At 71.2% G+C, this 22660-nt stretch carries 29 protein-coding genes and 1 pseudogene; 13 read left to right on the top strand and 17 right to left on the bottom strand.

Annotated elements, in window-relative coordinates; genetic code table 11:
• Nucleotides 1-95 precede the first annotated feature (95 nt).
• On the bottom strand, nt 96-656 hold the full coding sequence (locus ACFVH5_RS34090) for a carboxymuconolactone decarboxylase family protein (protein WP_385837542.1): 561 nt from the start codon (nt 654-656) through the stop codon (nt 96-98).
• Between the two features lie 168 nt (nt 657-824).
• On the opposite strand from ACFVH5_RS34090, the gene ACFVH5_RS34085 reads away from it, so the two are divergent.
• Nucleotides 825-1100, top strand: coding sequence for a winged helix-turn-helix transcriptional regulator (locus ACFVH5_RS34085; RefSeq protein ID WP_385837549.1), 276 nt, complete (start codon nt 825-827; stop codon nt 1098-1100).
• A 124-nt stretch (nt 1101-1224) separates the two neighbouring features.
• Nucleotides 1225-1404 carry a hypothetical protein gene (locus ACFVH5_RS34080; protein WP_384815986.1) on the top strand — a complete coding sequence of 60 codons (180 nt, stop codon included), beginning with the start codon at nt 1225-1227 and terminating at the stop codon, nt 1402-1404.
• Between the two features lie 143 nt (nt 1405-1547).
• Here the strand turns inward: ACFVH5_RS34080 and ACFVH5_RS34075 are convergent, their stop codons facing one another.
• Nucleotides 1548-2429, bottom strand: coding sequence for an NAD(P)H-binding protein (locus ACFVH5_RS34075; RefSeq protein WP_385837541.1), 882 nt, complete (start codon nt 2427-2429; stop codon nt 1548-1550).
• Nucleotides 2426-2866: a nuclear transport factor 2 family protein gene (locus ACFVH5_RS34070; protein WP_385837540.1), complete on the bottom strand. Its 441-nt coding sequence runs from the start codon at nt 2864-2866 to the stop codon at nt 2426-2428. The genes ACFVH5_RS34075 and ACFVH5_RS34070 overlap by 4 nt, the downstream gene beginning before the upstream one ends.
• Before the next feature lie 98 nt (nt 2867-2964).
• Between ACFVH5_RS34070 and ACFVH5_RS34065 the strand changes: the two genes are divergently transcribed.
• From ACFVH5_RS34065 to lnt, 3 genes are all read left to right on the top strand, one after another.
• On the top strand, nt 2965-3576 hold the full coding sequence (locus ACFVH5_RS34065; RefSeq protein WP_385837539.1) for a TetR/AcrR family transcriptional regulator: 612 nt from the start codon (nt 2965-2967) through the stop codon (nt 3574-3576).
• Between the two features lie 52 nt (nt 3577-3628).
• Nucleotides 3629-4114 carry a nuclear transport factor 2 family protein gene (locus tag ACFVH5_RS34060; RefSeq protein ID WP_385837538.1) on the top strand — a complete coding sequence of 162 codons (486 nt, stop codon included), beginning with the start codon at nt 3629-3631 and terminating at the stop codon, nt 4112-4114.
• 132 nt (nt 4115-4246) lie between these two features.
• A complete protein-coding gene (lnt, locus tag ACFVH5_RS34055) occupies nt 4247-5890 on the top strand; it encodes an apolipoprotein N-acyltransferase (RefSeq protein WP_385837537.1) in 1644 nt (547 codons plus the stop codon).
• On the opposite strand, the gene ACFVH5_RS34050 is transcribed toward lnt, so the two are convergent.
• The 3 genes from ACFVH5_RS34050 to ACFVH5_RS34040 form a co-directional block, all read right to left on the bottom strand.
• A complete protein-coding gene (locus ACFVH5_RS34050) occupies nt 5796-6719 on the bottom strand; it encodes a Gfo/Idh/MocA family protein (protein ID WP_385837536.1) in 924 nt (307 codons plus the stop codon). The two genes, lnt and ACFVH5_RS34050, sit on opposite strands and share 95 nt — an antisense overlap.
• Nucleotides 6720-6816: 97 nt before the next feature.
• Nucleotides 6817-7344, bottom strand: a complete 528-nt coding sequence (locus ACFVH5_RS34045; RefSeq protein ID WP_385837535.1) for a GNAT family N-acetyltransferase — start codon at nt 7342-7344, stop codon at nt 6817-6819.
• The gene (locus ACFVH5_RS34040) at nt 7341-8600 is read right to left on the bottom strand and encodes an XRE family transcriptional regulator (RefSeq protein WP_385837534.1); all 1260 of its coding nucleotides are present in this window, start codon (nt 8598-8600) and stop codon (nt 7341-7343) included. Before ACFVH5_RS34040 ends, ACFVH5_RS34045 begins: the two co-directional genes overlap by 4 nt.
• A gap of 156 nt (nt 8601-8756) precedes the next feature.
• Here ACFVH5_RS34040 and ACFVH5_RS34035 point away from each other — a divergent pair, with 156 nt between their 5' ends.
• The 3 genes from ACFVH5_RS34035 to ACFVH5_RS34025 all read left to right on the top strand — a co-directional run bounded on the left by ACFVH5_RS34035 (nt 8757) and on the right by ACFVH5_RS34025 (nt 10368).
• Nucleotides 8757-9185 (top strand): ATP-binding protein, encoded by a 429-nt coding sequence (locus tag ACFVH5_RS34035; RefSeq protein WP_385837533.1) that lies wholly within the window; start codon nt 8757-8759, stop codon nt 9183-9185.
• 96 nt (nt 9186-9281) lie between these two features.
• A complete protein-coding gene (locus tag ACFVH5_RS34030) occupies nt 9282-9794 on the top strand; it encodes a DinB family protein (protein ID WP_385837532.1) in 513 nt (170 codons plus the stop codon).
• A 100-nt stretch (nt 9795-9894) separates the two neighbouring features.
• Entirely contained in the window at nt 9895-10368 is a 474-nt protein-coding gene (locus ACFVH5_RS34025; RefSeq protein WP_385837531.1) for a hypothetical protein, read from the top strand.
• Nucleotides 10369-10418: 50 nt separating this feature from the next.
• Here ACFVH5_RS34025 and ACFVH5_RS34020 read toward each other — a convergent pair whose 3' ends face one another.
• From ACFVH5_RS34020 to ACFVH5_RS33990, 7 genes are all read right to left on the bottom strand, one after another.
• Nucleotides 10419-11039 (bottom strand): hypothetical protein, encoded by a 621-nt coding sequence (locus ACFVH5_RS34020; protein ID WP_385837530.1) that lies wholly within the window; start codon nt 11037-11039, stop codon nt 10419-10421.
• 377 nt (nt 11040-11416) lie between these two features.
• Entirely contained in the window at nt 11417-12100 is a 684-nt protein-coding gene (gene ung, locus ACFVH5_RS34015) for a uracil-DNA glycosylase (protein WP_385837529.1), read from the bottom strand.
• A gap of 90 nt (nt 12101-12190) precedes the next feature.
• Nucleotides 12191-13780: an ABC transporter substrate-binding protein gene (locus ACFVH5_RS34010; protein WP_385837528.1), complete on the bottom strand. Its 1590-nt coding sequence runs from the start codon at nt 13778-13780 to the stop codon at nt 12191-12193.
• A 242-nt stretch (nt 13781-14022) separates the two neighbouring features.
• Complete coding sequence (locus ACFVH5_RS34005) at nt 14023-14781, bottom strand: SDR family oxidoreductase (RefSeq protein WP_385837527.1); 759 nt, start codon at nt 14779-14781, stop codon at nt 14023-14025.
• Between the two features lie 16 nt (nt 14782-14797).
• On the bottom strand, nt 14798-15559 hold the full coding sequence (gene fabG / locus ACFVH5_RS34000; RefSeq protein ID WP_107018672.1) for a 3-oxoacyl-ACP reductase FabG: 762 nt from the start codon (nt 15557-15559) through the stop codon (nt 14798-14800).
• A gap of 182 nt (nt 15560-15741) precedes the next feature.
• Nucleotides 15742-16095, bottom strand: a complete 354-nt coding sequence (locus tag ACFVH5_RS33995; RefSeq protein WP_385837548.1) for a DUF3037 domain-containing protein — start codon at nt 16093-16095, stop codon at nt 15742-15744.
• Between the two features lie 83 nt (nt 16096-16178).
• Nucleotides 16179-16973 carry a HipA family kinase gene (locus tag ACFVH5_RS33990; RefSeq protein WP_385837526.1) on the bottom strand — a complete coding sequence of 265 codons (795 nt, stop codon included), beginning with the start codon at nt 16971-16973 and terminating at the stop codon, nt 16179-16181.
• A gap of 72 nt (nt 16974-17045) precedes the next feature.
• On the opposite strand from ACFVH5_RS33990, the gene ACFVH5_RS33985 reads away from it, so the two are divergent.
• The gene (locus tag ACFVH5_RS33985; RefSeq protein WP_385837525.1) at nt 17046-17546 is read left to right on the top strand and encodes an NUDIX hydrolase; all 501 of its coding nucleotides are present in this window, start codon (nt 17046-17048) and stop codon (nt 17544-17546) included.
• Between the two features lie 130 nt (nt 17547-17676).
• On the opposite strand, the gene ACFVH5_RS33980 is transcribed toward ACFVH5_RS33985, so the two are convergent.
• Together ACFVH5_RS33980 and ACFVH5_RS33975 are read right to left on the bottom strand one after the other, a co-directional pair.
• Nucleotides 17677-17931, bottom strand: coding sequence for an ABC transporter permease (locus ACFVH5_RS33980; RefSeq protein ID WP_385837524.1), 255 nt, complete (start codon nt 17929-17931; stop codon nt 17677-17679).
• Complete coding sequence (locus ACFVH5_RS33975; RefSeq protein ID WP_385837523.1) at nt 17928-18143, bottom strand: hypothetical protein; 216 nt, start codon at nt 18141-18143, stop codon at nt 17928-17930. Before ACFVH5_RS33975 ends, ACFVH5_RS33980 begins: the two co-directional genes overlap by 4 nt.
• Before the next feature lie 63 nt (nt 18144-18206).
• Between ACFVH5_RS33975 and ACFVH5_RS33970 the strand changes: the two are divergent.
• Both ACFVH5_RS33970 and ACFVH5_RS33965 read left to right on the top strand, forming a co-directional pair.
• Nucleotides 18207-18704: pseudogene (locus ACFVH5_RS33970) on the top strand (alpha/beta hydrolase family protein); the annotation flags it as partial.
• A 122-nt stretch (nt 18705-18826) separates the two neighbouring features.
• Nucleotides 18827-19285: a Rieske (2Fe-2S) protein gene (locus ACFVH5_RS33965; protein ID WP_385837522.1), complete on the top strand. Its 459-nt coding sequence runs from the start codon at nt 18827-18829 to the stop codon at nt 19283-19285.
• Here the strand turns inward: ACFVH5_RS33965 and ACFVH5_RS33960 are convergent.
• Nucleotides 19272-19922, bottom strand: coding sequence for a cysteine hydrolase (locus tag ACFVH5_RS33960; RefSeq protein ID WP_385837521.1), 651 nt, complete (start codon nt 19920-19922; stop codon nt 19272-19274). The genes ACFVH5_RS33965 and ACFVH5_RS33960 overlap by 14 nt on opposite strands.
• A 176-nt stretch (nt 19923-20098) precedes the next feature.
• Here ACFVH5_RS33960 and ACFVH5_RS33955 point away from each other — a divergent pair, with 176 nt between their 5' ends.
• Nucleotides 20099-20566, top strand: coding sequence for a pyridoxamine 5'-phosphate oxidase family protein (locus ACFVH5_RS33955; protein ID WP_385837520.1), 468 nt, complete (start codon nt 20099-20101; stop codon nt 20564-20566).
• A gap of 60 nt (nt 20567-20626) precedes the next feature.
• Here ACFVH5_RS33955 and ACFVH5_RS33950 read toward each other — a convergent pair whose 3' ends face one another.
• On the bottom strand, nt 20627-21529 hold the full coding sequence (locus ACFVH5_RS33950) for a LysR family transcriptional regulator (RefSeq protein ID WP_384814675.1): 903 nt from the start codon (nt 21527-21529) through the stop codon (nt 20627-20629).
• Nucleotides 21530-21603: 74 nt separating this feature from the next.
• On the opposite strand from ACFVH5_RS33950, the gene ACFVH5_RS33945 reads away from it, so the two are divergent.
• Nucleotides 21604-22560 (top strand): DMT family transporter, encoded by a 957-nt coding sequence (locus tag ACFVH5_RS33945; protein ID WP_385837519.1) that lies wholly within the window; start codon nt 21604-21606, stop codon nt 22558-22560.
• Nucleotides 22561-22660: the final 100 nt, after the last annotated feature.

The following is a 22660-nucleotide window of genomic DNA, read 5'->3' as shown; positions in this document are numbered from 1 at the left end:
AAGTAGCCGCTGCCTTCGCACCCGGACGTGCATGACGGTAGCGGGTACGGCTCCCGCGGGCACCCGAATAAAATCCGGACACCGGTACTCCCTGGTCAGCCGGCGGGAAAGGCCTTCGCCCAGGGTTCGCGCCCGATCCGCAGCCCGTTGAGCACGTACGCGATGGTGCGGTACCAGCCCGCCAGGACCAGGAACTCCAGGGCTTCCCGCTCCCCCAGGTGGTCGCGGAGCGCGGTCCAGGCCTCGTCGGTGAGGCGGGCCGTGTCGTGGAGCTGGTCGACGGCTGCCAGGAGCGCGCTCTGACGGGGCGTCCAGACCGGGTCGTCCGGGGCGCCGGTCACCGTCAGGGGGACCTGCTCCGGAGTCAGGTCCGCGGCCTCGGCGTACGCCACCGCGTGGGCGCCCCACTCGTAGTCGCAGTCGCAGCGGGCCGCCACCCGGAAGATGACCAGTTCGCGGTCGGCGTCGGGGAGCAGGCCGTGGACGAGCAGGCTGCCGCCGAGTTCCCGCATGCGGGAGGCGAGGTCGGGGTGGCGTTCCAGGACCTTGAAGAGCATCAGGGGTTCCTGGGTGACGCCGGGTGGCATCCAGCTGCGTAAGGCGCGTTCGGACTCGGGATCGTAGGGCGGCGTGATGCCGTCGATGCGTTGCTTCATGCCTCCCGACTCTTGCGCTTCTGATTTAGAAGCGCAAGAGTCGGAACGCAAAGGACGGCACGGCGAGTTGTCGGTTCGGTGAGTCGACCGGCTCGGGGAGGAGAGGTCTTGGGCACGACACCCCGTCCCGGGCGGCCGGTGCGCGGTTCGGAGACCGGGCGCCCCGTGATGGCCGCGCTGGACCTGCTCGGCCGGCGCTGGACGCTCCGGGTGATCTGGGAACTCCACCGGGGCGGTGCGCCGGTGGGCTTCCGCGATCTGCAGCGGCGTTGCGACGCGATGTCGTCCAGCGTGCTGTCGGCCCGGCTCACCGAACTCCGCGAGGCGGGGATAGCCGCCCCCACGGACGGGTCCACCTGGCACCTGACCCCGCTGGGCGACGAGCTCGTGACGGCGATGGGTCCCCTGCTGGACTGGTCGCGCACGTGGGTGGAGCGGCAGTGAGGTGCGTCCGCAGTCCCTTTTCCCAACTCGGTGCCGCTTAAACACTTGTGGCGTGACCAACCACATACGGCGTGGGTAGTCATCTGGTAGCGCACCGTCAGTCCTTGGCCTTACGCTGATGCGCATGTCCACCAATTCTCCGACCCCTGGTTCCGTGCGGTCAGCGGCCGCACTGAATGAGCAGATCCGAGCGTTATGGATACGCGCGGGCGGATACCTCTCGCCCCAGGAGCGCATCGAGTACGAGCTGCTGGTCGTGCAGTGGGCGGCGGCGGTACGCGAAGAAATAGTCGAAGCGGCATGAATTGCGGGGCGCACGGGCTCCATTGAAACGCCCCGCCACCCCGCCCCACCTCTGCCGACCCGACCCGGCCCTCTACCGGCGCCCCGGCCATCCGCACGGTTTTATCGCCCCTCGGCCCGGCGCCCCGGCCTGACGAACGACCGTCACGACACCAGCGCCGGCCGCACCGGCCCCGTTCCGCCCATCGCGGCGAGCACGTGGTCGCGGAAGGTGCGCGGACCGCGGCCGGTGAGGCGGCGAACCGTGTCCGTCGTGCGGTTCTCGGCTCCCTCCGCGTTCGCGCGGTCCATGCCGGCCAGCATCGCCGCGTACTCCAGTGGCATCGAAACGGCCAGACGGTCCCTCATCTCCTCGTACGGCAGCGGCCGGTGGGCCACCGCACGCCCGGTCACCTCGGTCAGGACCGTCGCGACCTCGGTGTGACTCAGCGCCTGCGGGCCGGTGACGACCAGGTCGGCGCAGGGGGCCCGCACCTCGGTCAGCGCGCGCACGGCGACGGCCGCGATGTCGTCGGCGTCGACGAAGGCCACCCGCCCCTCGCCCGCCGCGGTCACGATGACCCCCTCCTCACGGATGCTCCGCGCATGCATGTGGTCGCCCGTGAAGTTCTGCATGAACCAGGAAGGCCGCAGCACCGCCCACTCGTCGAACAGTCCGGGCAGTGCCTGGTGCACCTGCCCGACGGCCGGGCCGCCCGCGGTGATCGCGGAGGAGCTGAGGAGCACCGCCCGGCGCACTCCGGACGCACGCGCCCGCTCCAGGAAGGGCAGCATGACGTCGGCCGGGGTCGCGGAGTCCAGGGGCGCGACGAGGTACACACGGTCCGCGCCGTCCAGCGCCCCCTCGTACGTCGCCGGGTCGTACCAGTCGAAGCGGACGGCCTCGGCGCCGTCGACGGGAGTGGCCCGGCGCCCGGCCGCCCTGACCCGGTGGCCCTCCCCCGCGAGGCGGGAGACCACGCGGCTGCCGGTCGTGCCCGTGGCGCCGAGCACGAGGACGGCCGCGGGGTCGGACCCCGCGCTCATCGGTCGCCCCGCGTGAAGTCGGTCGCGCCGCCCGCGGAGACGGCCAGGGGGTTCCAGTAGTCGCGGTAGTGCGTGATGAGTCCGCCGGCGACCGTCACCACGGCGATGTAGGTCATGTCGAACGGCTCCCCCGTCGACACCACCAGCCCCACCCCGCGCATCTCCACCACGATCGTCCCGGCGTCGCCGGTCTCATGGATCTTCACGTCGGGAAAGTCGTGCAGGTCGATGTGGTCGGGATAGTGACGCATGTAGTCGGCGACGGCGGCCTTGCCCGTCAGCCGTTTCGGCCACCCGTCGGGGGCGAAGGGGAACTCAAGGACGCCCTGGTCGTCCCAGAGACCCACCCAGGCCGGAATGTCCTTGTCGATCAGCATCCGCAGGCCCCGGCGGAACAGGTCCGACGGCCCCGCGGTCGCAGCTGTGCTCGTGGTCATGGGAATTCCTCCGATACGATACGGACCAGCGGTCCGCTTGAGTTCGACTATACGGACCCGCGGTCCGCTTATGCAATCCTCGGCCCCCGGAGGACCCCGTGCCCGAACGCAAGCCCCGTGCGGACGCCGCCCGCAACAGGGAAGCGGTACTCGCCGCGGCCGACCGGCTCTTCGCCCGCAGCGACAGCCCCGAGCACGTGTCCATGGCAGACATCGCGGCCGAGGCAGGCGTCGGCAAGGGCACGCTCTTCCGCGGCTTCGGCGACCGCACCGGCCTGATCCGGGCGCTCCACCAGACCAGGCTGGAACCGATCCGCCAGGCCGTCGTGGACGGCCCGCGCCCCCTCGGGCCCGGCACCCCGCCGGCCGAACGCGCGCCCGCGCTCCTGGACGCCCTCCTGTGCTTCAAGCTCGACCACCGCCATCTCTCGCTGGCCCTGGAGGAGGCGGGCAGCGGCAGCCCCTACGGCGCCGGGCACTACGACTGGTGGCACGGCACGCTCCGAGGCGTCCTGGAGGACCTTCCCGGTTTCGGCGACGGGAACTTCGCCGCCCACGCCCTGCTCGCCGCGGTCCGCGCCGACCTCGTCGACCATCTGGTGGACCGTCACGACGCCTCCCGTGAACGGCTCAGGGCGGAGCTGGCCGCCTTCACCGCGAAGCTGCTGAACGGCTCGTACCAGGACGTCCGTACAGCGCACGCCGGGTGAATATCCCTGCACGCCCCTTGGCGCGCTCCGCCCCGTGGCCAACACTGAGCCGATGACGCAGCGTGTGGAACTGGCGACGGTGATGGACCGGCTCGCGGTCGACGAGATGGTCACCGAGTACGCGGTGGCGGTCGACGACGGGGACTGGGAGGCGTACCGGCGGCTGTTCGCACCCGACGGACGGGCGGACTACCGGTCCGCGGGCGGCGTCGAGGGGGACGCCGGGGAGATCGCAGCCTGGCTCTCACGGACCATGGAGCTGTTCCCGATGCGGCAGCATCTGATCGTCAACCGGCGGGTGCGCTTCGGCCTGCTGGAGCAGGACAGCGGTGACACCGCCCGGGTCCAGGCCGACTACGTCAACCCGATGCGGTTCGCGGGACAGGACGGCGGATCCACCGAACCCGACTTCGTGTGCGGCGGCCGGTACGACTTCGGACTGCTGCGGACGGCGGAGGGCTGGCGGGTGCGTGAGGTGGTCGTGCATGAGAAGTGGCGCCGGGTCCCGCGGCGCCGCCAGGAGCCGGCCGCTCCTTGACGCGGGACGGCCGTCCGGGCGCAGCCGGTGTGTTGATCGTTTCGGTGCCCGCACACTGGACACACTGGAGTCACCGAAACCATCGACTCACCGAGTCACGCACCGTACTTCGAGGGCCGCGGGAGGCGCTGGATGAACCTGTCCGCCACTGACTGGCGCCGAGGTCTCGGCCCGCGATTCGGCTCGCGGGTCGGTCCGCGTCTCGATTCTCCGTGGTGGCGCGGCGCGACGGCCGTGCTCGCCGGTGCGCTGCCGATGCTGAGCTTCCCCGCGCCGTCCCTGTGGTGGTTCGCGTACGTGGCGCTGGTGCCGTGGATCCTGCTCGTGCGCTCGGCTCCGACGGGGCGGCGCGCGGCGTACGACGGCTGGCTCGGCGGGCTCGGTTTCATGCTGGCCGTGCACCACTGGCTGCTGCCGAGCCTGCATGTCTTCACCGTCGTGATAGCGGCCCTGCTGGGCGCGCTGTGGGCTCCGTGGGGCTGGCTGGTGCGCCGGTTCCTGGCCGGTGTGCCCTCGGCGGGCCGCGTGCTGGCCGCCCTCTTCGTGCTGCCGTCCGGCTGGCTGATGGTCGAACTCGTCCGCTCCTGGGAGGGGTTGGGCGGCCCCTGGGGTCTGCTCGGGTCGAGCCAGTGGGACGTGGCGCCCGCGTTGCGGCTCGCCTCGGTCGGCGGGGTGTGGCTGCTGAGTCTCCTGCTCGTCGCCGTGAACGTGGCGGTCGCCGTCCTCGTCGCCGTGCGCTCCTCCCGCGTGCCGGCGATTGCCGGGCTCGTCGCGACGGCCGCGGCGACCTCGGCGGTCTGGGTCTGGTCGCCCCGGCCGGCGGAGGACGGCGAGCGGGCCCGGATCGCCGTCGTGCAGCCCGGCGTGATCGACGGCGCGGGCGCTCCCGAGAAGCGGTTCGCGCGCGAGGAGGCGCTCACCCGGAAGCTGGCCGGGCAGGACGTCGATCTGGTCGTGTGGGGCGAGAGCAGTGTCGGTTTCGACCTCGCCGACCGTCCCGACCTGGCGGACCGGCTCGCCGCGCTCTCCCGCGAGGTCGACGCCGACATCATGGTCAACGTCGACGCGCGCCGCTCGGACCGGCCGGGCATCTACAAGAGTTCCGTGCTCGTGGGCCCGCAGGGCCCGACCGGCGACCGCTACGACAAGATGCGGCTCGTCCCCTTCGGCGAGTACGTCCCGGCGCGCTCGCTCCTCGGCTGGGCCACCTCCGTGGGGAAGGCGGCGGGCGAGGACCGGATGCGCGGCACCGGGCAGGTCGTGATGACCGTCGGCGACGGACTGAAGGTGGGCCCGATGGTCTGCTTCGAGTCGGCGTTCCCCGACATCAGCCGGCATCTCGCGCGCGACGGCGCCGACGTGCTGCTCGCCCAGTCGTCGACCTCGTCGTTCCAGAGCAGCTGGGCCCCCGAGCAGCACGCCTCGCTCGCGGCGCTGCGGGCCGCCGAGACAGGCCGGCCGATGGTCCACGCGACGCTCACCGGCGTCTCTGCGGTCTACGGTCCCGGAGGGGAGCGGGTCGGCTCCTGGCTCGGCACCGACGCGCGCACGTCCGCGGTGTACGAGGTTCCGCTGGCGCACGGCGTCACCCCGTACGCGAGCCTCGGCGAGTGGCCGGTGTATCTGGCCCTGCTGATCCTGGCCGCGCTGGGCGCCACCGAGGGCGTACGGGGACTGCGGGTCAGGCGGTCGAGGCGCTCCGGGGCGAGCGCTCCGTCACCGCACGCACCACGCGCTCGCACAGTTCGTGAGTCTCCAGCGCGTCCCGGGCGCTGAGGAACGTGCCCGCGCGCACGGCGTCGAGGAAGGCGAGTACGGCCTGCTCGATGCCGCGCTGGCGGGCCACCGGCACCCAGTCGCCGCGCCGCCGGACCGTCGGCTGTCCCTTGTGGTCGACGATCTCGGAGAGGTTGACCACCTGACGTTTGGTGTCCTGTCCGGACACCTCCAGGATCTCCTCGGCGGAACCGCTCAGCCGGTTCATCACACCGAGTGCCGTGAACCCCTCCCCCGCCAGCTGCAGGACGACGTGGTGGAGCAGCCCGTCCTCGACGCGGGCCCGCACGGTCACGTCGTCGACCGGTCCCGGTACCAGGAACCGCAGGGTGTCCACGACGTGGATGAAGTCGTCGAGGATCATCGTGCGGGGCTGTTCCGGCAGGCCGACGCGGTTCTTCTGCATCAGGATCAGCTCACGCGGGTGCTCGACGCACTGCGCGTACCCGGGTGCGTACCGCCGGTTGAAACCGACGGCCAGGCTGGTGTTCCGCTCCTCCGCGAGCCGCACCAGGCGCTCGGAGTCGGCGAGTTCGTACGCGATCGGCTTGTCGACGTACGTGGGGACGCCCGCTTCGAGCAGCCCGCCCACGATCTCGGGGTGGGCCTGCGTGGGCGCGTGCACGAACGCCGCGTCGAGGCCCTGCGCGAGCAGTCCGGCGAGGTCCGTGTGCCGTCGCGAGTCCGGCACGTGCAGGCTGTCGGCGACCCTGGTGAGGGTCGCGGGCGTGCGCGTGTGCAGATGCAGTTCGAGTCCCGGGCGGGTGGCGAGCACCGGCAGATACGCCTTCAGCGCGATGTCGCCGAGTCCGATGCAACCGACCTTCACGGGGATCTCCTCCAGGGAAAAAACGGCTCCGGGGCGCGCTCACGCCCAGGTCGTCGGAAGCATAACGGCGGCTGCGGCGGGCCTGTGGCCAGGACGTTCACACGAGGGGCAGCTCGGCGAGCATCACCGCGTACAGCGGGGAGTCCGGGAAGGGCCGGCGCTCCCCGACCTTCCGGAAGCCCCAGTCCTCGTACAGGGCCTGTACGCGGGGGTGCTCGACGTCCACCAGGAGGACGGCGAGGTCCTCGGGCCGCTCCTCCAGGAGCGCGCGGGACAGTTTGTCCGCCACCCCCCGCTTCCGCCAGTTCGGATGAACGGCCAGCTCGGAGTAGGAGAAGGTCACCGCCTTCTTGGGGGCCTCGTCGAGATGCTCGCGCCACCACTCGCGGCCCTCGACCGCCGGGGCGCCGTACGCGAACCCCATGGCCTCGTCGCCCTCGTACGCGATGACGCAGGCGAACGCCGGATTGCCGCCCCAGTGGTCCACGAACCAGGGGAACTTCTTCTTGAAGTCGTCGTCCCGGTCGGGGCCCGCCGCCGCGGCGTGCAGGTCGATGATCGTCTGCCGGATCCGCGGCAGGTCGTCGTGCCCGAAGCGGCGGATGTCCAGGCCATCGGCGCTCACAGTCGGCTCCATTCGGATCGGTAGCGGTCTCCCCACTCTCGGGCGATCCCGGCGTCCGGCGCAAGAGTGATCAGGTCCCGGTAGTAGTCGCCGAGGAGGGAGCGCATCCGGCCCGGGATCGGATGGCCCGACATCAGGGGGAAGACCGAGGCGGCCGTCGCGCACGCCTGCTCGACGTCCCGCTGGTGGAGCTGGGCCAGCGCGAGCCGCCCGGTGGCCAGGGCCCTGTTCCTGCGGAACTCCGCCGGGATCGTCCGCAGGGCCTGGTGGGAGGCGGCCTCGGACTCGGCGAAGCGCCCGTTCCGGTCCTGCACGATGGCGGTCATGGCGAGCAGTTCGGCGGGGCCGTAGAAGGCGATCCACGACGGCTGGGGCTCGTCCGGCCGCGCCTTGTCCAGGGCGTCCCCGGCGTGCCCCAGGGAGCGCAGGGCGGCCTGCCGGTCGCCGAGGTTCGAGTGGCCGATGGCCGTCCTGGCATGGGCCAGGGAGCTGTAGAGGGGCAGCCGTCTGGCGACGGCCGTTCCCTGGGCGGCGTAACCGGCGTCGACGGCCTCGGCGTACTCGTCCCGGTGGTGCGCGAGGATCGCGTACGCGTTCCAGACCCGCATCTCCGCCACGGGGTCCTTGGCCATTCCGGCCAGGTAGAGCGCGCGGCCCAGGAGTTGGGAGGCGCGGTCCATCCGGCGGGCGTCGATCGCGCTCCAGGCGGCCGTGGCGGTGTAGTCGGCGGCCACGGAGAAGAGTCTGCGGCGGATGCGCTGGGTCGCCCCGAGCCGTTGTTTCTCCAGGGCCTCGGCGGCGCCGGCCAACGCGGCGCGCTCCAGGCCGTCGTGGCCGCCTCTGCTGCGGTCGAGCGCCATCAGGGCGTCCAGGCCGGAGCGCAGCCGGATGACGTCGGAGGTGCCCACCTGGGGCGGCGCACCGACGAACGGTGTCACGACGACGGCTGTTCCGGTGGTGGCGGTGAGGAAGTTCCTGCGGTCCACAGGGGCCTCCGGTTCGGTGGCGGGACGGTTGCGGGCCGGCGGACTGAAGCCCAGTTCCTCGGCCGTACATCCGAATACTGCCTCCAGCGCCTCGCGTTGACGGGGGTGCGGCCACCTCGTTCTTCCGGTCCGCCAGTAGCGAACGGTCCGGTCGCTGACCGTTCCCTCCTGTCCGGCGGCGGCCAGACGGACGTTGACCGCGTCGACCAGTTCGGCCTGGGTCATGCACCGCTCGCTCATCGCGCTCATGAAGCGCTCGTTGCCGTCCACATATGCACGGTAGGCAGTGGTTCCTGGCCATGAGTGCAGATCGCGGAGAAATATCCGGTTGGGCCGAATCCATCGCGGGGGGATATTTCCTGCCTCCGCGCGTCCCGGAGCCGTTCACTCGGTCAAGGCACATCACACCCGCACCCCGAGGTCCTGATGACTGTGACGGCAACACCACGTCCGACCGGGCGTCCCGGATACTCACAGACGCTCGAGCGCGTACCGGAGAGCGCGGGTGCGGCGCGCAGCCTGGTGCGTACGGCCCTCGCGGCCTGGCAGCAGGACGAGCTGACCGAGGACGCCCTGTGCGTCATCACCGAGCTGGTCTCCAACGCCGTCGACCACGCGTGCTGCTCCGTGATCCGGGTCGTCGTCACGCGCCCCGCCGACGACCGCGTCCTCCTCGCGGTCGCCGACCGCTCCCGCGACCTCCCGAGGATGCGGGCCGACTGCGACGGGGAGCGGATCCGGGGCCGCGGCCTCGTCCTGGTCGACGCCCTCGCGGACCGGTGGGGCACCGAGCCCCGGCGCTGGGGCAAGACCGTCTGGGCCGAGCTGAGGAGCGGGCCGGCGGCCGACGGCTGAGGACCGGGGTGGGGCTGGGCTGAGCTGGGCGGGGCGCGGGGCGCGGGGCGGGAAATCGGGTGGGCCGGGGCGGCGGTCGTCCGCGATGATGCGGTCATGACGATCGAGCGCAGGGAACCCGCGACGGACGCCGGTGAGCGAGCCATGCTGGAGGGCTGGCTGGACTACCACCGGGAGACCCTGGCCTGGAAGTGCGAGGGCCTGGACGACTCCCAGCTCAGGACGGCCGCCGTACCGCCCTCCGAGCTGTCCCTCCTCGGGCTCGTCCGGCACATGGCCGAGGTGGAGCGCAGCTGGTTCCGCAAGGTCCTCGTGGGCGACGACGCCGGGCCGCTCTACTTCAGCGACGAGGACCCGGACGGCGAGTTCCGTCTCACCGAGGCGGACACCTGGAAGGAGGCGTACGCCACCTGGCAGGGCGAGATCGCGACCGCCCGCCGCAACGCGGCGCCTCTCGGTCTCGACGACCTGTCCGAGGGCCGCAGCAGGTTCACCGACAAGCCCTTCAACCTGCGGTGGATCTACACCCACATGATCGAAGAGTACGCGCGCCACAACGGCCACGCCGATCTGATCCGCGAGCGGATCGACGGGGCGACCGGCGACTGAGGGCGACCGGGGCGGCATCGGCCGCCGCGCTTTCACCCGTGCGGGGCACAGTGCGCTTGTCAGCTCCCCAAAGCACGGCGGAACCAGCAGAGTTGCGCGGGTGCATCGAACCGCGACCACCGCAACGCTTCTGGTCACCGTGGCCGTCTCGGCGGTCTCAGCCGTCTCCGGCTGTGTGACCGTCCAGCGAACGTCCCCGCCCGCCCGGCCGGCCGTCCCGCCCCCGGTGTCGGAGCCGCGCCCGGACGGCAGGGCCGAGCAACGGGTCGTCCAGGCCCCGGCCCGCGAGGCCCTGGAGCTCATCGGCCCGGCCCGCCGCCCTTCGGCAGCCGCGTCCGGACCGGCCCGTACGCCTCCTGCGGGTCCCGCCGCCGCGGCGGACCGCCCCCGGCACGCCCCCGCCGAACCGCCGCGGCGCCCGGAGCCCCGGCGGCCCGAGCACCAGGCCGTGCCGCGACTGCCCGCGTCCGTGCCGTCGACGGGCACGGACGTGTGCGCGCTGGGCCGGACGTACGGCGGCTGGCGGGCGGACAGTCCGCAGGCGGCCATCTGCCAGGACATGTACGGCCGTTGACGTCCCTGGGGCTGACTGGGGCTGACTGGGGCTGGAGGTCCGGAGGCGCCCTAGGGCTCCCGACGCGGCGGCCCCAGCGTCTCGCCTCCCGATCCTCCCGTCCCTCCCGGGCCTCTTCCCTGCCCCGGCCGTCTCGGCGTGGGCTCGGGTGCGCCGTCCGGGCCCTCCCGGTCCAGCCTCGACTCCAGGCGGCCGATGCTGGCCCGGACCCCGTCTCCGTAGGCGTCGTCGCCGAGGACGCCCACGCCGGCGCGCGCCGCTCCCAGGTGGCCCCGGGCCGCCTCGGAGCGGCCGAGCTTCACATAGTCCGCGGCGAGGTTCAGATGCAGGGACGGGTAGAAGGCCCGTACGGCGAGGGACGGGTGGCGCTCCGGGTGGTCCGCGCCCCGGTCGTCCGTGAGCTCGTCCGTGAGTTGATCAGTGAGCTCGTCCGCCGCCGACAAGGCCCTCAGGTCCCAGGCGAGTTCGTCCGAGGGATCGTCCTGCGTGTCGGCCATGTAGTGCGCGAGTGTGCAGCGGTGGAGCGCGTCGCCCTCCTCGCCGATCTCCGCCCACAGGTCCAGGAAGCGGCTCCGGGCCTCCTCACGGTCGCCGCCGTGGAGAAGCATGACGGCCTGCCCGATCCTGGTCGTCATCGCGTCCGCCGCCGCCTGCTCCTGCTGCTCCGCCACCGCGTCGCCCTCCACCCGCTCGTCCGCCGGCGGGCGCGCCCGCGCCTGCCGTTGTCACCTCTCCCCGACGCTAACGGCAGGCGCGGGCGATCGAGCTGAGGCGGCCCCGTACGCGGCTGGACCGACGCGGTGACGGCCGGACCGAACCGACGCGGTCCGGTCCGGCAAGGCTTGCCACGAACCGGCCGGGCCAGGTCAGGACTGCCCCACCCCCGTGGGGGCAGTCCTGACACCGTCCCGGACGGCCCCGGGTCTCCGCGGACGGACGCGGATCACCCCGTGACAGGCCCGGGTCTCCCCGACCGCGCCGACCGGACCCGGGAGGCCCGGTCCGGTCCGGCCCGGGGCGGGGCGGACCGGGCGGACCGGGCGGGGCGTCAGCCGATGTTCGGGATGCGCCAGTCGATCGGTTCGTGGCCCTGCTTCGCGATCGCCTCGTCGATCTGAGTGAAGGGGTGCGAGCCGAAGAACTTCTTCGCGGACAGCGGCGAGGGGTGCGCGCCCTTGACGACGATGTGCCGCTCCTCGTCGATGAGCGGGAGCTTCTTCTGCGCGTAGTTGCCCCACAGGACGAACACCGCCGGGTCGGGCCGCTCGGCCACGGCCCGGATCACCGCGTCCGTGAACTTCTCCCAGCCCTTGCCCTTGTGCGAGTTGGCCTCTCCGGAGCGGACCGTCAGCACCGCGTTGAGCAGCAGGACGCCCTGCTCGGCCCACGGCATCAGATAGCCGTTGTCCGGCACCGGGTGGCCCAACTCCTCCTTCATCTCCTTGTAGATGTTGCGCAAGGAGGGCGGCGTCTTCACACCGGGCCGGACCGAGAAGCACAGGCCGTGGCCCTGGCCCTCGCCGTGGTAGGGGTCCTGGCCGAGGACGAGCACCTTCACACGGTCGTAAGGGGTCGCGTCGAGTGCGGCGAAGACCTCGTCGCGCGGCGGGTAGACGGGCCCCTTCTCGCGCTCCTCCTCGACGAACTCGGTGAGCTCCTTGAAGTAGGGCTGCTGCAGCTCTTCGCCCAGGACGCCGCGCCAGGACTCGGGCAGCATGGCGGTGTCGGTCACGTGAACTTCCTTACAGGTGCGGTTGTTTCCGGTCCTCAGAACCTACCGCCGCCCACTGACAATCGGCCGGGCTCCCGGCCGGCTCCCCCGCTACCAGCTGGTCTTGCGGGACAGCTCCCACACCATCATGATCGTCGACGGGTCGATGGACCGCTCGACGCCGGAGATCTCCTCACTGGCGGCGAGGTACTGCTTGCCCTGCCACAGGGGCAGCAGCCGCGCGTCGTCCACAAGAATGTCCTGCGCCCTCTTGAACTGCTCGACGACGTCCCCGCGGTCGGTCCGGCGGCGCGACTCCGGCAGCAGGACGTCGGTGATCTCGGGCGACTTGTAGGGCGTACCGAGCGCGTTCTGTTCGCCGACGAACGGGGCGATGAAGTTCTCGGCGTCGGGGAAGTCGGGGAACCAGCCACGGCCGAACACGGGGTACTCGCCCTTGCGGTAACCGGCTTCGTACGTCTTCCAGGGGCGGCCCTTGACGGTGACGCTGAACAGGCCGGTCTCGTTGAGCTGGCGCCTCAGCTCCTCGAACTCGGGCTTGGTCGTGGAGCCGTACCGGTCCGTCGTGTACCAGAGGGTGAGCGGTACGCGTTCGGAGATGCCCGCCTCCAGGAGGATCTGCCGGGCCTTTGAGGTGCTGGGGCTGCCGTAGTCGTCGAAGAAGCCGGTGGTGTGGCCGGCCAGTCCGCTCGGGACCATGGAGTACAGCGGCTCGACGGTGTCCTTGTAGATGGTGTGGGCGATGGCCGGCCGGTCGACGACCTGCGCGACGGCCTTGCGGACCGCCGCCTTCCTGGCCCACGGGTCCTTCGGGTTGAAGACCAGGTAGCGGATCTCGGTGCCCGCCCCCTCCACCAGCTGGATGTCGTCCTTGCCGCGCCGGTCCTCAAGGGCGACGACGTCCTCGGCGGCGAGTCCGCGCAGGGTGACGTCGATCTTGCGGTCCTTCAGGGCGCCCACCATCTCGCCCGAGTCCTGGAAGTACCGGATGGTGACGGCGTTGTTCTGGCGGTCGGCGGAGCCCTTGTAGTCGTCGTTGCGGACGAGCCGGGCCTCCTGCCCCTCCTCGTACGACTCCAGGCTGTACGGTCCCGACCCCGTGACCTCGCTGTCCTCGCGCAGGGCGTCGGCCGGGTACTCCTCGGGGTCGACGATCGACATGGCGGGTGTGGCGAGCACGAAGGGGAAGGTGGCGTCCGGCTTGTTGAGGCGGAAGACGACCTCGGTCGCGCCCTTCGTCTCGACCCGCTCCAGGCTGCCGAGCAGGCCCCCGGGGCCGCCGTCCACGGCGATCTTCCGGATGCGGTCGATGGAGTGCTTCACCGCCTCGGCGTCGAGATCGTGCCCGTCGGAGAAGGACATCCCCTCGCGCAGGGTGCAGCTGTACGTGCGGTTCGAGTCGTCGGTGAAGCGGCAGCTCTCGGCGGCGTCCGGCTCGGGCGCGGACGCGCCGGACGGGTAGCTGAGGAGGGTCTGGTAGACGTTGCGGAACAGCTCCCACGACCCGTCCCAGGAAGCGGCGGGGTCGAGCGTGCTGGGTGCGCTGGTCGTGCCCACGACGATCGGGCCCTCGTCCTCGGACGTGTCCGAGGACAGCACTCCGCATCCTGAGACCAGGGACACGGAGATGAGGGACGCGATCACCGACAAGCGCCGCAGGGACCGGTTCCGCTTCAACACGCGCACGCTCCTCGATGAGCCCCGCCAAAGTGGGCAGGACCATATCGCAGTGCCCCGCCCGTCAAACGGCTCTGACGGCGGGGCACTTGACGTGCACGAACATCATTTGTTCGATATTTTTCGGCTCTGCGGCTCTTGTTTGGAATCTGTGCGGAACATATCCGCTTTCCGCATGAATTTTCCGTGTGGAAAACCCGTGTACGACGCAGGGTTTAAAACGCCGAATTTATTGTCGTCACCGGTCAGGACACACCCGCGTTGAGGAAGATCCCGCCGTCGACCACGAGCGTCTGCCCGGTGATCCAGTCCGACTGCTCCGAGGTGAGGAAGGCCGCGGCTCCCCCGATGTCGGAGGGCACCCCCAGCCTGCCGAGCGGGTACGCCGCGGCGGCCTCCTCCTCGCGACCCTCGTACAGGGCCTGCGCGAACTTGGTCTTGACCACGGCGGGCGCGATCGAGTTGACCCGCACCAGCGGTGCGAACTCGTGCGCCAGCTGGAGGGACAGGTTGATCATCGCGGCCTTGCTCATGCCGTACGCGCCGATGAACGGCGAGGCCGAGACACCCGCGAGGGAGGCGATGTTGACGATCGCGCCGCCGTTCGCGCTCTGCCACGCCTTCCACGTCTGCTGGGCGAAGCCGAGCGCGGAGACGACGTTGGTCTCGAACACCTTCCGCGCCACATTGAGGTCGAGGTCGGCGATCGGCCCGAACACCGGGTTCGTACCGGCGTTGTTGACCAGGAAGTCGACCCGGCCGAACGCCTCCATCGTGCGCTCCACGGCGACGGCCTGGTGGGCCTCGTCGTGGGCCTTGCCCGCGACCCCGATGACGCGGTCGGCGCCGAGCTGCTCGACGGCCTCCTTGAGCGCGTCCTCGTTGCGGCCGGTGATGCACACCCGGTCGCCACGGGCCAGCAGCGCCTGCGCGACGCCGTAGCCGATGCCGCGGCTGGCGCCGGTGACGAGGGCGACCTTGCCCGAGAGTTCCACAGTGGTCATGTCCCTGCCCCCAGTCCTAGTTGAGCGGTCCGCCGGCCACGTACAGCACCTGGCCGGAGACGAATCCGGCGGCGTCGCCCGTGAAGAAGGCGATCGCGTTGGCGATGTCGTCCGGGTTGCCCACGCGCTGGACCGGGATCTGGGTGGCGGCGGCGGCCTGGAACTCCTCGAAGCCCATGCCGACGCGCTCGGCGGTCGCGGCGGTCATGTCCGTCACGATGAAGCCGGGCGCCACGGCGTTCGCGGTGACGCCGAACTTGCCGAGCTCGAACGCGAGGGTCTTGGTGAAGCCCTGCAGACCGGCCTTGGCGGCGGAGTAGTTGACCTGGCCGCGGTTGCCGAGCGCCGAGGACGAGGAGAGGTTGACGACCCGGCCGAACTTGGCCTCCACCATGTACTTCTGGACGGCCCGCGTCATCAGGAAGGAGCCGCGCAGGTGCACGTTCAGGACGGTGTCCCAGTCGGACACGCTCATCTTGAACAGCAGGTTGTCGCGGAGCACGCCCGCGTTGTTCACCAGGATCGTCGGCGCCCCGAGCTCCTGGGCGACCCGCGCCACGGCGGCCTCGACCTGCGCCTCGTCGGAGACGTCGGCGCCCACCGCGATCGCCCGGCCGCCGGCGGCGGTGATCTTCTCGACGGTGTCCTTGCACGCGGCCTCGTCGAGGTCGATCACCGCGACGGCACGGCCTTCGGCGGCCAGTCGTACGGCGGTCGCGGCGCCGATGCCGCGCGCGGCACCGGTGACTACGGCGACGCGCTGCTCAGTGGTGGACATTGCTGGTTCTCCTCGCCCTTGGGGAAGCCCTTGAACGGTACACCCCACTGGTGAGCGACCGCTTAGTACCTTCAACGGACGAGACGCTAGAAGCCTTGGCACCCAGTGTCAACGGCAAGCCGCGCCCATGTGATCCATGACCCGGCCGGGAGCCGGCCCGTCCGCGGCGGAAAGGTGACCCCTCACCTGACGAGCAGGGCGAGCAGGCGTGCCGTCTCGGCCTCGGGATCGGCGGTGAGACCGGTGTGCACGGGTCCCGGCTGCACGACCGTCGAGCGGGGTGCGATCAGCCAGCGGAACCGCCGCCCGGCGTCGTCGCCCGCGGCCTGTCCGGCCGCCGCGCCCCCGGCGCAGACCCCCTCGACGGCCCGCAGCGCGGCCCGTACGCCCGGCGCGTCCGCCGCCGGGTCGAGCGCGAGCAGTTTGGTCTCGTCGAGATGGGTGCGGGCGGCCACGAAGGAGTGCGCGCGGCAGTACACCAGCACTCCCGCGTTGAAGTACTCCCCCCGCTCGACGCGCGGCACGACGCGCAGCACCGCGTACTCGTAGACGACCCGGTCGACGACATCGCCCTCATGACCGTCCCGGCCGCCGTGACCGTCCCGGCCGTCGCGCTCGCTCACTTCGTGCCCTTCCTCATGTCGCTGGTGCCAGGGGTGTCGCCCTGGAGGCGGATGCGCTCGTGGATGGTGGCGGCGCGGGCGAGGAGCGGCCGTGCGTACGCCTGCCGGAGCGCGTCGGCCGAGTCGAAGCCCGGTTCGTCCTTCAGCCACTCCTCGGGGATCGCGGCGGTCACCTCGGCGAGCAGTTCCGCCGTGACGCGCGGCCCCAACTCCGCCGCGGCGGCCGGGACGTCGGGGCCGAAGGGGGCGAGGGCGTGGTCCGTCGCGTCGTACGGCTTGGCCGCCGAGGCCTGCGCGCCCGGCCAGTTGTGGTGCCAGATCATGGTGGCGCCGTGGTCGATGAGCCACAGATCGCCGTCCCGGAACAGCATGTTGGGGTTGCGCCACGACCGGTCGACGTTGTTGACCAGCGCGTCGAACCAGACGACCTTCCCGGCCTCTTCCTGGCTCACCTCGTGCGCGAGGGAGTCGAATCCGATGGCCCGGGAGAGGAAGTCCATGCCGAGGTTCAGCCCGCCGCTCGACTTGAGCAACTCCTGCACCTGCTGGTCGGGTTCACCGAGTCCGATGACCGGATCGAGCCCGATCGTGACGAGTCCCGGTACGCGCAGGCCCAGGCGCCGGGCGAGTTCACCGCAGACGACCTCCGCGACGAGGGTCTTGCGCCCCTGTCCGGCGCCGGTGAACTTCATGACGTACGTACCGAGGTCGTCGGCCTCGACGAGCCCCGGCAGCGAGCCGCCCTCACGCAGGGGCGTGATGTAGCGGGTCGCGGTGACTTCTGTCAGCATTTCCCCAGGTTATAGGGGCTGCGGCAGTCGTCCTCCGGAGGCTCCCCGATCGCGGCGGCTAGGGTGGACGGCATGTCCGAGCCAGACAGGTCCGAGGGGGCCGGGGCGGTCCTGGCGGATCCCGGCGTCGAGGTGCCCTGTCCCAAGGAGGGCGAGGTGTGGACCGTCGGGGCGGTGATCCTGAACGAGCGGGCCGAGGCGTTCGCGCAGAAGCGCGGGCCCGACCGGCGGCTGTTCCCCGGTATCTGGGACGTCGTCGGCGGGCATGTCGAAGCCGGGGAGACCCTGCTCGGAGCCCTGGCCCGCGAGGTCGAGGAGGAGACGGGCTGGCGCCTGCGCCGGGTACGCCGGCTGCTGCGGGTCACCCAGTGGGCCGGGGACGACGGGGGCGCGCTGCGGCACGAGGCCGACTATCTCGTCGAGGTGGACGGCGATCTGTCCCGTCCGGCCCTGGAGTGGTCGAAGAACTCCGCCTACCACTGGTTCGGTCCGGGCAAGATCCACCGGCTCAAGGAGAACTGCGCGCCGGGGAACCATCTCGTGCACGATCTCATCGCGCAGGTCGTGGCCTGACCTGGCCGACCGGGGCGACCGGGGCGACCGGGGCGACCGGACCAACCGGACCAACCGGGCAGGCCGGGCCGACCGGGCCGATCGGGCAGGCCTCTCCACCGAGGCGCCCTCGGTTCCACCCGCCGCGCCCTCAGTCCCAATGCTGTTTGTCGGCCTCGCCGTTGAACCGCCATACCGCCAGCGCGACGAACAGGGCGGCGAATCCGCACAGCACCCCGACGTGCGGGAGCACTCCGGCCACCCCCTCGCTGTTGAGGATCACCTCGCGGTAGCCGTGGCTCGCCCAGTACACCGGGGTGAACCTGGCGAGCGAGCGGACCCAGTCGGCCATCAGCTCCGTCGGGACGAGGGTGCCGCCGAGGATCACCCAGACCAGCGTCGTCACCCGCTCGTAGGCGAAGGCCTGCCGCCGTGTCCGGGCGACGCACACAACAGGAACGAGAAGGCCACCACGCAGACGGACAGCGCGGCCATGACGGCCAGCAGGGCGAGCAGACTGCCTCGTACACGCAGGTCCATGAACGTCCGGCCGAGCAGGAACAGCGCACAGGACTGGGCCATGACCAGGACCAGACACGGTGCCACCTTCCCCGTCATCAGCTCGGTGTCGCGCAGGGGCGAGACCCGCAGCCGCGCCCAGGTGTTGAGGCCGTGCTCGCGGTCGTCGAGGACCAGGCCGACGCCGTACGCGCCGCCGCGGAGCTCTTCCCGGAGCTGGACCCGGGCCGGGTGGCCATCTGCGGCTGGTCCTTCGGCGGCTATCTCGCGGCGGGGGCCGTACTGCACCGGCCCGATGTGTTCCACGCGGCCGTCGCGGGCGCGGCGCCGACCGATCTGCGGCTGTACGACACGCACTGGAAGGAGCGGTACCTGGGACATCCGGACGTACAACCGGACCATTACGACCGGTGCTCACTGGTGGCGCACGCCCATAAACTCACACGCCCCTTGCGCCTCGTCCATGGGATGGCCGACGACAATGTGTTCCCGGCACATATGTTGCGGTTCTCGGCGGCCCTGCTGGCGGCCGGACGGCCCCACAGCGTGCTCCCATTGGCAGGCGCGACTCATCTGGTGGCACAGGAAGGCGTGATAGACACCCTGCTCCGAATGGATCTCGATTTCATCAAGAAGTCGCTCGATCTCCGGACCGCCTGAACCATGCAGGTGACGTGCCCGTACCCCTAGTCGGATCGACGCACATCCACGCAAACGCACAACCATGCATTTGCACACTTGTACATCTGCACACCTGCACATCTGTGGAAGGGACCGCCACTATGTCCAGCGAATCGCTTCAGCCTGCTCCGGCACTCTGTCGTCGCACCGTCCTGGCAGCGTTGGGCGGGGCCGGGCTGGCCGCCGCGCTGACCGCCTGCGGGGGCTCCGACGACAAGTCGTCCGACTCCTCCTCGAACTCCTCCTCCGGCGCGTCGACCGGATCCGCCGGCGGTGCGGTACTCGCCAAGACCACCGACATCCCCGAGGGCGGCGGGAAGGTCTTCGCCGACCAGTCCGTGGTCGTCACCCAGCCGACGGCCGGCGAGTTCAAGGCCTTCTCCACGGTGTGCCCGCACCAGCAGCAGCGCGTGAACAGCGTGGACAACGGCCTCATCACCTGCCCCGCCCACGGCAGCCAGTTCAGCGTCGCGGACGGCGCCGTCAAGAAGGGGCCCGCGACCAGCGGACTGACCGCCGCCGAGATCAAGGTGAGCGGGGACTCGATCACGCTCGCCTGACCCGGCGGGGCCGCTTGAAGCAGGTCAGCACGTCGTCCGTGGTGGTGATGGTGGCCACCAGGGCGAGCGTGTTGCGGATCATCGCGGGGGTGTAGTCCGAGGGCACACCCGCGATGGCGTCCCCCGGCACCACGGCCGTGTAGCCGCGGTTCACGGCGTCGAACACCGTGTTGGGTACGGCCACATTGGCGGACACACCGGTCACGACGAGCATGCGGCACCCCAGATTGCGCAGCAGCGCGTCGACGTCGGTGCCCGCGAGGGGCGACAGACCGTGCAGCCGGCGTACGACGAGGTCCTCCGCGGCGACCTCCACGGGCGGCGCCACCCGGACCGCCGTACTGCCGGCCAGTTGCTGCACCGGCAGACGTTCGGCCGCGCGGAACAGCCGGGCGTTGTGGTTGGCGCCGCGGCCGTCCGGACGGCGCTCGGCGATCGCGTGCATCACCTGTACGCCGCTCTCGTGGGCCGCGGCCACCAGACGGGCGATCCGGTCCAGCACGCCCGACGAACGGGCCTCCCGGGCGAGTTCCGGCAGCGCGCTGTCCGGGCCGACGACACCCTGCTGGCACTCGACGGTCAGCAGCACCGTGGTGGCGGGATCGAGGAGTTCGCTGAGCGCTTCGTACGACGGCATGGCTTTCCCCTGTCGCGAACGGTCTTCCCGGTCCGCCCGAACCGGGTCGGTTCGACCGGCGGTGGCGGGCGAGCGTAGCCACCATTGCGTACGGACGGAAGACGACCCATGCTTTCCTGACGCGGCATCAGACACCGCGTCGGAGATGCCGTCACAGTCGGAGAAGAGGGAGCCGCATGGCCGTCACCCAGCGCCGGGGCCGAAGAATCATGATGACGCCCGAGGAACTCGACGAGTTCCTGACCACCCAGCGCACGTGCCGCGTCGCGACCGTCTCCGCGGACGGCGCCCCGCACGTCAGCACGCTCTGGTTCGTCTGGGACGGCAAGTCGCTCTGGCTGTACTCGATCACACGCAGCAAACGATGGGCCGACCTGCGCCGCGATCCGCGGGTGGCCGTGGTCGTCGACACCGGCGAGGAGTACGACCAGCTGCGGGGCGTCGAGGTGTCGGGATCGGTGGAGTTCGTCGGTGAAGTGCCACGCACGGGCGAGCCCTACCCCGAACTCGACGCCGTGGAGCGGCTGTTCGCCCGCAAGAACTTCGGCCTGGACGAGATGCCGCACGACGGCAGACATGCCTGGATGCGCCTGACGCCCGAGGCGACCGCCTCGTGGGACTTCCGCAAACTCGCGGACCTGTAGCGGAGGGCTTGCCCTGGGGGACGGCTGAGCCGGTACGGGCGGACCGGGTCAACCGTGTCGTCACCCGTACGCCGCCCCCGCCGTCCGCAGCGCGTCCGCCACCGCTCTGATCGACGGGCGGCGGTCGGCGTCCGCCCGCCACACCGCGTACACATGCCTGGTGACCCGGTGCCGCACCGGGACCGTCCGCACCCCCGCCGGCACCGGACCGCGCCCGAGCCTGGGCGCGACACACACGCCGAGCCCCGCCGCGACCAGGGCGAGCTGGGTGTGATGCTCCTCCGCGCGGTGGGCGATCATCGGCTCGATCCCCTTGCCCCGCAAGGTGAAGAGCAGCCACTCATGACAGAACTCGCCCTCCTCCCAGGCGATCCACTCGTCGTCGGCGAAGTCCTCCAGATCCACCTCCGAGCGATCGGCGAGGCGGTGATCAGCGGGCATCGCCACATCGGCGGGGTCGTCGAGGAGCGAGGCCTTGACCAGCCCCTCGGTCAGCGGCAACGGCCTGTTGTACCAGTCGAGCACCACCGCCAGATCGATGTCGCCGCGCAGCACCCCGGCCACCCCGTCCTCCGGCTCCAGCTCACGTGAGCGGACACTCAGTCCGGGATGCTCGGCGCGCAGCGCGGCCAGAGCCCCCGGGAACAGCCCGCGCGCGGCCGTGGGGAACGCGGACAGCCGCAGCTCCCCCACCACCTGTCCGCGCTGCGCCTCCAGATCGGACTGGGCGAGCTCGACCTGGGACAAGATCCGGGCGGCATGGTCGGCGAGCAACCGCCCGGCGTCGGTCAGCCGCACCCCCCGCCCGTTCTTGGCGAGCAGTTGCTGGCCCACTTCGCGCTCCAGCTTGGACATCTGCTGGGAGACCGCCGAGGTCGTCACATGCAGCCCGTCGGCCGCGCCACCGACCGAGCCGTGGCGGGCGAGGGCGTCGAGAGTACGCAGCCGCTCCAGGTTCAACATGTAAGTGATGCTACGCGATACCGGACCAAAAGTCTCGCTTGTTCTACGAGATTGCTTCGGCCAGGGTGAGACACATGAGCGCCCCGACCGAGCCCCGCACGCCTCTCCCCGCCGCACCTGCCGCACCCACCGCCTCCTCGCCCCCGCCCCGCCCGGCTCTCGGCTGGCGCCTGCGCTTCGGCGCCCTCTCCCTCGTCTGGGGTTTCAGCTTCCTTCTGATCAAGGTGGGCACGGACGGCTACGCTCCGTTCCAGGTGACGTTCGGCCGACTGTTCTTCGGCACGCTGGTACTCGCCGCGGCGATGGCCTGGAAACGCGAGCGTCTGCCCCGCGGGGTGCGCACCTGGGGGCACCTCGCGGTGGGGGCCCTGCTCCTCAACGCCCTGCCGTTCTCACTGTTCGCGTACTCCGAACTGACGATCCCGTCCACCCTCGCGGGCATCTGCAACGCGACCTCGCCCCTGTGGGGCATGGCGCTGTCGATGGTGGCCCTCTCCGAGGACCGGCCGACCCGCCGTCGAGTCGCGGGCCTCGGCATCGGATTCCTCGGCGTGCTGACGGTGCTCGGCGCCTGGCAGGGCTTCGACGGCCTGGACGCCGCGGGCACCACGATGGCGCTGCTGGCCTCGCTCAGCTACCCGATCGGCTGGATCTACATCCGTCGCACGCTGGCCGGCTCCAGCCACTCGAACCTGTCGCTGACCGGCGCCCAGCTGTTCCTCGCGACAGCGCAACTGGCCTTCGTGACACCGCTGTTCACGACCGCCCCGACCCACTTCGCGCTCGTCCCGCTGCTCGCGGTGATCGCCCTCGGCACCCTCGGCACGGGCTTCGCCTTCCTCGTCCAGTACGGCCTGGTCTCGGAAGTCGGCCCGACCACGGCCCAGATGGTCACGTACTTCATCCCGGTCATCGCCACGGCCGCGGGCGTCGCGATCCTGAACGAACCACTGACGTGGTCGACCCCGGTGGGCGCCGCGATCGTCCTGACGGGCGCGGCACTCACCCAGCCCCGGCGGACCCGACCGTGAAACCGACCTCGCCCCCGCCGCCCCTACCCGTTCCCGTCCGCATATGGGGGCTGCGCCCCCTCGCCCCCCTTTGTCCTCAACCGCCGGACGGGCTGAAGAT

The organism is Streptomyces sp. NPDC127119, assembly GCF_042677425.1.
GTDB lineage: Bacteria > Actinomycetota > Actinomycetes > Streptomycetales > Streptomycetaceae > Streptomyces.
This window is presented reverse-complemented; position numbering and strand designations above follow the sequence as displayed.

Coding starts and splice junctions, on each gene's coding strand:
- ACFVH5_RS34080 (WP_384815986.1), top strand. CDS start 1,225: ATGTCCACCAATTCTCCGACCCCTGGTTCCGTGCGGTCAGCGGCCGCA.
- ACFVH5_RS33975 (WP_385837523.1), bottom strand. CDS start 18,143: ATGACGGGGAAGGTGGCACCGTGTCTGGTCCTGGTCATGGCCCAGTCC.
- ACFVH5_RS34030 (WP_385837532.1), top strand. CDS start 9,282: ATGACGATCGAGCGCAGGGAACCCGCGACGGACGCCGGTGAGCGAGCC.
- ACFVH5_RS34085 (WP_385837549.1), top strand. CDS start 825: ATGGCCGCGCTGGACCTGCTCGGCCGGCGCTGGACGCTCCGGGTGATC.
- ACFVH5_RS33960 (WP_385837521.1), bottom strand. CDS start 19,922: ATGCCGTCGTACGAAGCGCTCAGCGAACTCCTCGATCCCGCCACCACG.
- ACFVH5_RS34075 (WP_385837541.1), bottom strand. CDS start 2,429: ATGAGCGCGGGGTCCGACCCCGCGGCCGTCCTCGTGCTCGGCGCCACG.
- ACFVH5_RS33990 (WP_385837526.1), bottom strand. CDS start 16,973: ATGCTGACAGAAGTCACCGCGACCCGCTACATCACGCCCCTGCGTGAG.
- ACFVH5_RS34005 (WP_385837527.1), bottom strand. CDS start 14,781: ATGACCACTGTGGAACTCTCGGGCAAGGTCGCCCTCGTCACCGGCGCC.
- ACFVH5_RS33965 (WP_385837522.1), top strand. CDS start 18,827: ATGTCCAGCGAATCGCTTCAGCCTGCTCCGGCACTCTGTCGTCGCACC.
- ACFVH5_RS33945 (WP_385837519.1), top strand. CDS start 21,604: ATGAGCGCCCCGACCGAGCCCCGCACGCCTCTCCCCGCCGCACCTGCC.
- lnt (WP_385837537.1), top strand. CDS start 4,247: ATGAACCTGTCCGCCACTGACTGGCGCCGAGGTCTCGGCCCGCGATTC.
- ACFVH5_RS34070 (WP_385837540.1), bottom strand. CDS start 2,866: ATGACCACGAGCACAGCTGCGACCGCGGGGCCGTCGGACCTGTTCCGC.
- ACFVH5_RS34090 (WP_385837542.1), bottom strand. CDS start 656: ATGAAGCAACGCATCGACGGCATCACGCCGCCCTACGATCCCGAGTCC.
- ACFVH5_RS33985 (WP_385837525.1), top strand. CDS start 17,046: ATGTCCGAGCCAGACAGGTCCGAGGGGGCCGGGGCGGTCCTGGCGGAT.
- fabG (WP_107018672.1), bottom strand. CDS start 15,559: ATGTCCACCACTGAGCAGCGCGTCGCCGTAGTCACCGGTGCCGCGCGC.
- ACFVH5_RS34035 (WP_385837533.1), top strand. CDS start 8,757: ATGACTGTGACGGCAACACCACGTCCGACCGGGCGTCCCGGATACTCA.
- ACFVH5_RS33950 (WP_384814675.1), bottom strand. CDS start 21,529: ATGTTGAACCTGGAGCGGCTGCGTACTCTCGACGCCCTCGCCCGCCAC.
- ACFVH5_RS34060 (WP_385837538.1), top strand. CDS start 3,629: ATGACGCAGCGTGTGGAACTGGCGACGGTGATGGACCGGCTCGCGGTC.
- ACFVH5_RS33955 (WP_385837520.1), top strand. CDS start 20,099: ATGGCCGTCACCCAGCGCCGGGGCCGAAGAATCATGATGACGCCCGAG.